The following is a 5,652-nucleotide window of genomic DNA, read 5'->3' as shown; positions in this document are numbered from 1 at the left end:
GAGCGCGCGCCCGAACAGCGGCGATCGCATCTCGGTCAGCGGCAGCACGCCGGTGATCGTGCCGCCCCGCTCCGCGACCAGATAGCGTGCGCGCTGGCCGCAACCGCGCGCGACCGCGATGCTCCACGCGGGCAGGTGGAACGGCGTCGCCGCCGCCGTCGCATCGACGAACGCCGCGATCCGCGCGCACTCGTCCGCGTCGGCGAGATCTGCCTCGCGCACGGTGGCCGTGGTCACCGCAGCCGACCCGCCTCGACCGCGACCGCGGCATCGACGCGGCCCCAGTCATGCCGGCCGAGCAGTCCGCGCAACTTGCCCGCCATCGCGCCAAGCCGCGAATATTGCCGGATCTTCGAGCGCAAGGGTGCCGCCGCGACGCGCGGCTGGGCGGGATCGATCTCCCAGGGGTGGAAATAGAACATCGCCGGGTGGTCGGCGGCGTTCACCTGGCGGACCGCGAAATCCATCAGCGCGGCGGGCAGCAGCCGGAAGAAGCCGCCCCCCGTGGCGACGCGGCGCGTACCGAACTGCGCGACGGTGACGGGCACTTCGACCAATGCGGTGTCGGGCAGCGGGCGGAAGGCGAAGCGCGGTGCGTCGCGCCATCCATAATGGTCGTGCGCGAGCGGTGCGACGCTCGACGAATAGGCATAGCCCGCTTCGGCCAGCACGGCGTGTGCCCAGGGCGTGCGCTGGTCGATCGAGAAGCTCGGCGCGCGGTAGCCGGTGACACGCTGCCCCGCCGCATCCTCGATCGCCGCGCGCGCGCGCGCGAGGTCGGCGCGGAACAGGCCTGCATCCATGGTGAAGACGCGCTGGTGATCCCAGCCATGGCTCGCGATCTCGTGCCCGGCATCGACGATCCGGCGGATCAGTGCGGGATAGCGGTGCGCGACCCAGCCGAGCGTGAAGAAGGTCGCGTGCACGCCGCTTTCGGCGAACAGCGCGAGCACCGCATCGGTGTTCGCCTCGCGCGCGGCTGGAGGCCGTCCCAGTCCGCCTTGTCGATCACCGTCTCGAACGCGCCTACCTGGAACCAGTCCTCGACATCGACCGACATGCCGTTGCGGATCGGGCCGGCCGTTACCGCCGTCGTCACCGGATCACGCCGCGTCGTGCCAGTGCGACGCGCCGCGGATCGGCTTGTAATCGGGCCTAGGCTCGTCGCCCTCGACCCACTCGACGAGCAAGGTCAGGACACGGCGCAGCGCCTGGTCCTGCTGCTCGACGCGCGCCTCGAGCATCGCGAGCCGGTCGAGGACCGCAGGGTCGGTGGCGGGGTCGGTGGCGGGATCGGGCGTGGCGCGGGGCTTTGCCGTGGGTTCGGGGGCAGGCTCGGGCGTGGGCGTCGTCGCAAGTGTCGGCAGGTCCGCGGTCAGGTCGCTCTGCACGGCGCGGACGACGGCGCCGTCGATGACACGCAGATCCTCGATCGCGGCATAGAGCATGACGCGTCCCGCCAGCATGTTGAGGCGGCGGGGGATGCCGTCCGACCCGTCGAACAGCGCGGCAACCGCGTCGTCGGTGAACGCCGGATTGCCCTCCCACCCGACCACCGACAGGCGGTGCGCGATATAGTCGGCGACCTCATGCGGCTCCATCGGATCGAGATGGTGGATCGCGATCACCCGCTGGCGGAGCTGTTCGAGCCCGTCGGAGCCGTGGAGCCGGTCGCGGAATTCGGGCTGGCCGAGCAGCAGGATCTGCAGCAGCGCATGGCCGGCGGTCTGGAAGTTGGACAGCATCCGCAGTTCCTCGAGCGCGGACACGGGCAGCGCCTGCGCCTCGTCGACGATCAGCAGCGTGCGCTTGCCGGTCCGCGCGACGGCGTGCAGCCCGCGTTCGATCGCGGTGAGCAGCTGTGCCTTTTCGAGCCCCGCCGGGTCGACACCGAGCGCGGTCGCGACGATCCGCAGCAGGTCGCTCGCCTCGATCGCGGTCGACACCAGCCGGATCGCGTTCAGGCTCTGATGGTCGATCGTGTCCATCAGATGCCCGACCAGCGTGGTCTTGCCCGCGCCGATATCGCCGGTCATGACGATGAAGCCCTCGCCCTGCGCCAGACCATAGCCGAGATACGCCATCGCCTTGCGATGCGTCCCCGATTCGAACCAGAATCGGGGGTCGGGGGTGAGCTGGAACGGGCGTCCCGTCAGTCCGTAATGTTCGTCGTACATCTGCCAAATATCCTAGAACTGATACCGTGCACCGAGCAGCGCCTGTGCGGACCAGTCGCTGTCGAAGTCGCCGACCTTGAAGCTGTATAACCCGAGCGACGCGGTCGTGCCGAGCCGTCCGAAATTACGGTAATAGGTACCGGTCGCGCCATAGGACCAGACCCCGCCATCGCCCGCGGTGACGAAACCACCGCCGAGCTGGCTGTCGAAATAGTTCACGAACGCGGTCGCATTGAGCCCCGATACCGAAGACAGCGACCGCGCGAAATAGAGCTGGCCGTAATAGCTCTCGTCCTCAAGGCCCGTGACGACGAGGCCGGGCGCGCCGCGTGGTGCGAACAGCCGGCGATTAGCATAGCCGATCCCGCCGCCAAACGTCGTCCGCCCGCGCGTCGCGACGAGCACCGCGTCGATCCCGCGCGCACGGTAGCTCGAGGTGGAGATCGACTGGAACACGTCGTCGAGGCACCCGCCCGGCGCCGCGCCGGTCGCGCCGAACACGCAGCCGTTGAACTGCTGCGCGAAACCCTGGTTGGGCGCGAGGAAGCTCGTCGGCAGGTTGGCGAGGCCGGTGCGCAGCTGGCGGCCGAAGGTCTGCACGCCGTCATAGACGTTGACCGCGACGCCGACGTCCTTCGACGCCTGGTCGGTCGCGGTGCCGGTAAAGCTGAGCGAGCCATAGCGTTCGCCGATCCGCGCCTCGACCGAGGTCCGCCGGTTCGGCCGCCAGATCACGCCCGCGTCGTAATAGAGCCCGTCGGTGCGATAGGCGATGCGGCGCGGCGATCCCGGCGCGGTCCGGAACCGGCCGTCGCGGTCGAGCACGGGGACGCCCGCGGCATCGACCAGCGCATCCTTCTGGCTCGTCTCGATCCGTTCATAGCCGAGGCCCGCGGTCAGCGCGACATAGGGCGACACCGGCAGCACCGCGTCGCCGCGGCCGAAATAGCCCTGGTAGCGCTGGCTGAGCTGGCCCGCGGTCTCGCGGTCGAACCCCGCGCTCGCGGTCAGCCCGACCGGCAGCAGCGTGCCCGGCCGGAAGCCCGCGCTGGCCGTCGCGGTGTGGCCGATCGAATCGTCGTAATAATCGAGCCGCTGGCCACCGGTCGCGGCGGTGCCGAAGGTCGGGGTCTCGACCTTGGTATAGCCCAGCCGGTAGTTGGCGTTGACCGCGACGTCGCCCGCCTGCGCGGCGAAATTCGGGCCGCCATAGACGGCATAGACCTGCGCGATGTTCGAGACATTGCCGACCAGTACGCCGGGCGCGGCGCCGCGGATGTCCGAGCGCGAGCGCGTGGCGATCCCGCCCGCTTCCAGCGAGACGTTGCGCGTCAGTTGCGCCTCGACCCGCGCGAGGCCCGAATGGATGTCGGTGTCGCCGATATCGTCGTCATAGGCAAAGCGGCGTTCGTAGCGGTAGCTGACCTGCCCGTTGATCCGCGCGGTCGACACCGCCGCATCGACGCCTGCTGCGAGCGAGGTGTAGGTGAGCACGTCGCCGCCGCCGAGATCGGCGGTGAGGATCTGCGTCGCCTCGATATAGGGCCGGACGACGACGCGCCGTGCGCCCTGCCCGCTTCCTGACGCCGTATCGGAGACCGACTGGGCGAGCGCGGGCGCCGCGACGAACAGCGCCGCCGCGCCGCCGAGGATCAGTCGGACATCGCTCACCGCGCGCCGCCTTGCTCGTAATAGCTGCCGAACCGCGCGCCGCCGGGGACGAACGACACCGCGTTGAGCACCAGCTGGATATGCTCGCAGCTGTCGAGCCGGTTGACCGCGGCGCGGACCTCGCTCTCGGGCGTGTGATCGGCGCGGACGACGAGCATGACCTGCCCGACCAGCATCGCGAGCACGCCCGCGGCGACGCGGCGAGCGCGGGCGGCGAATCGAAGATCACGATGCGCCGCGGATCCGCCGCGAGCAGCCGCGCGAGCACCGCACGGGTCCGCGCGCTCGCGAGCAGCTCGGTATCCATCGTCGTCCGGTCGCCCGCGGGCAGGATCGAGAGATGCGGCACGTCGGTGCGGATCACCAGCGTCTCGACGTCGATGCTCGTATCGGCCAGAGCATCGAGCAGGCCGGGACCATCATCCAGCCCGAGCTGTCGCAGCACGTCGGGCTTGGCGACATCGGCGTCGACCAGCAGCACCTCGGTATCGCGTTCCGCCGCGATCGAGAGTGCGAGGTTGATCGCGCAGAAGGTCTTGCCGTCGTTCGGGCGTGCCGAGCAGACGAGGATCGTGCGCGCCTTGTCGGGCACCGCGCTGGCCTCGATCTGCGCGCGCGTGATCAGCAGCTGCCGCTTGATGAGGCGGAACTCCTCCGCCAGCGGACCGACCGGCGCGCCGGGCACCATCATGCCGTTCGCCGCCAGCATCCCGCGATCGATCATCGCCGTGTCACTGGCGACGAAGCAGGTGGAACTCGTCGGGCAATTCCTGCCCGATCGGCGCGCGAAGCTCGGGCGGGATTGCGAGGAAGGTCGCATCGTCGGAGTCCGGCGCGTCGGCTTCGAACGCGGCAACGGGCTCGGCGGCAGGCTCAGGCGCGCGTGCCGGTTCGACCGGCGGCACCGACGGCCGGGCCCGCACGTGCTGGTTGAAGTCATAGACCGTGGCGGCGCGTTCGAGCAGCGACGGCGCGCGTGGCGGCTCGCCGCTGGCTTCGTGCGATTCGGGGATCTTGCTACGCATGGTCACGTCCTCAGGCCGCCAGGCCACGCTGCAGAATCTCGACGCCCAGCAGCAGCACATAGGCGCCGCCGAGCGCTGCCGTGCCGCCGAGGAACATCCGGAATTGCTTGGCGCGCAACTCGGACTGAGTGCGCGTCACGACTTCGCCGATCGACCCGATCACCGGCATCCCCGCGACGCGTTCGAGCCGGGTGCTCGTCGCGAACGTGCCACGGAGCTGGCCGAGCAGGAACGCGCCGCCGATCCCGGCACCGAGACCGGCGATCAGCACGCCGGTCAGCAACAGCATCCGGTTCGGGGCGCTCGGCTTTTGCGGCGTGGTCGGCGGGTCGATGACGCTGAACTTGACGCGATCGGTCTGCGACTGCGCCTGGCCGCGGAGCGCGATCTGTTCGCGCTGGGTCAGCAGCTGGTCATACTGGTCCTTCAGCACCTGATAATCGCGGTCGATCGCGCCTGTTCGGCGGCGACGGTCGGATCCTCGGACAGCTTGGCGTTGAGCTGGTCGAGATCGCCCTGCAGCTGCGCGCGACGGATCCTGAGCGATGCGACCGCCGCCTGCTTGTCCGCCATCATCGCCTGCAGCGAGACATAGAGCGGATTGGGCGACGAACCCGCGCCGCTGCCACCCGACAGCGGTTCGCCGCGCGCCGCCGCGGTTGCCTGGGCGAGCTGCGCGCGCAGCGCGACGACGTCGGGATGGCTTTCGGTATAGCCCCTCGCACGGGCATCGGCGAGCTGCCCCTGGATCGCCGCAAGCCGGGCGCGTGCGGGTCCGG

At 70.0% G+C, this 5,652-nt stretch carries 4 protein-coding genes and 4 pseudogenes; all 8 read right to left on the bottom strand.

The genetic code is table 11. The features are described from left to right. A pseudogene (locus NI18_RS19480) lies at window positions 1-237 on the bottom strand (FemAB); the annotation flags it as partial. Next, window positions 234-1,060: pseudogene (locus NI18_RS19475) on the bottom strand (XrtA system polysaccharide deacetylase). The pseudogenes NI18_RS19475 and NI18_RS19480, both read right to left, overlap by 4 nt. Before the next feature lie 43 nt (window positions 1,061-1,103). Next, window positions 1,104-2,177: an AAA family ATPase gene (locus NI18_RS19470; protein ID WP_037532541.1), complete on the bottom strand. Its 1,074-nt coding sequence runs from the start codon at window positions 2,175-2,177 to the stop codon at window positions 1,104-1,106. Between the two features lie 12 nt (window positions 2,178-2,189). After that, window positions 2,190-3,848, bottom strand: a complete 1,659-nt coding sequence (locus tag NI18_RS19465) for a hypothetical protein (RefSeq protein ID WP_037532538.1) — start codon at window positions 3,846-3,848, stop codon at window positions 2,190-2,192. Next, a pseudogene (locus tag NI18_RS19460) lies at window positions 3,845-4,575 on the bottom strand (AAA family ATPase); the annotation flags it as partial. The pseudogene NI18_RS19460 and the gene NI18_RS19465, both read right to left, overlap by 4 nt. A 4-nt stretch (window positions 4,576-4,579) precedes the next feature. Further along, complete coding sequence (locus tag NI18_RS24720) at window positions 4,580-4,873, bottom strand: hypothetical protein (protein WP_128082339.1); 294 nt, start codon at window positions 4,871-4,873, stop codon at window positions 4,580-4,582. A gap of 10 nt (window positions 4,874-4,883) precedes the next feature. Next, window positions 4,884-5,306 (bottom strand): hypothetical protein, encoded by a 423-nt coding sequence (locus tag NI18_RS28190; RefSeq protein WP_347574892.1) that lies wholly within the window; start codon window positions 5,304-5,306, stop codon window positions 4,884-4,886. After that, window positions 5,300-5,652: pseudogene (locus tag NI18_RS28185) on the bottom strand (chain-length determining protein); the annotation flags it as partial. The pseudogene NI18_RS28185 and the gene NI18_RS28190, both read right to left, overlap by 7 nt.

This window comes from Sphingomonas sp. Ant20 (assembly GCF_000783375.1).
GTDB classification, from domain to species: domain Bacteria; phylum Pseudomonadota; class Alphaproteobacteria; order Sphingomonadales; family Sphingomonadaceae; genus Sphingomonas; species Sphingomonas aerolata.
This window is presented reverse-complemented; position numbering and strand designations above follow the sequence as displayed.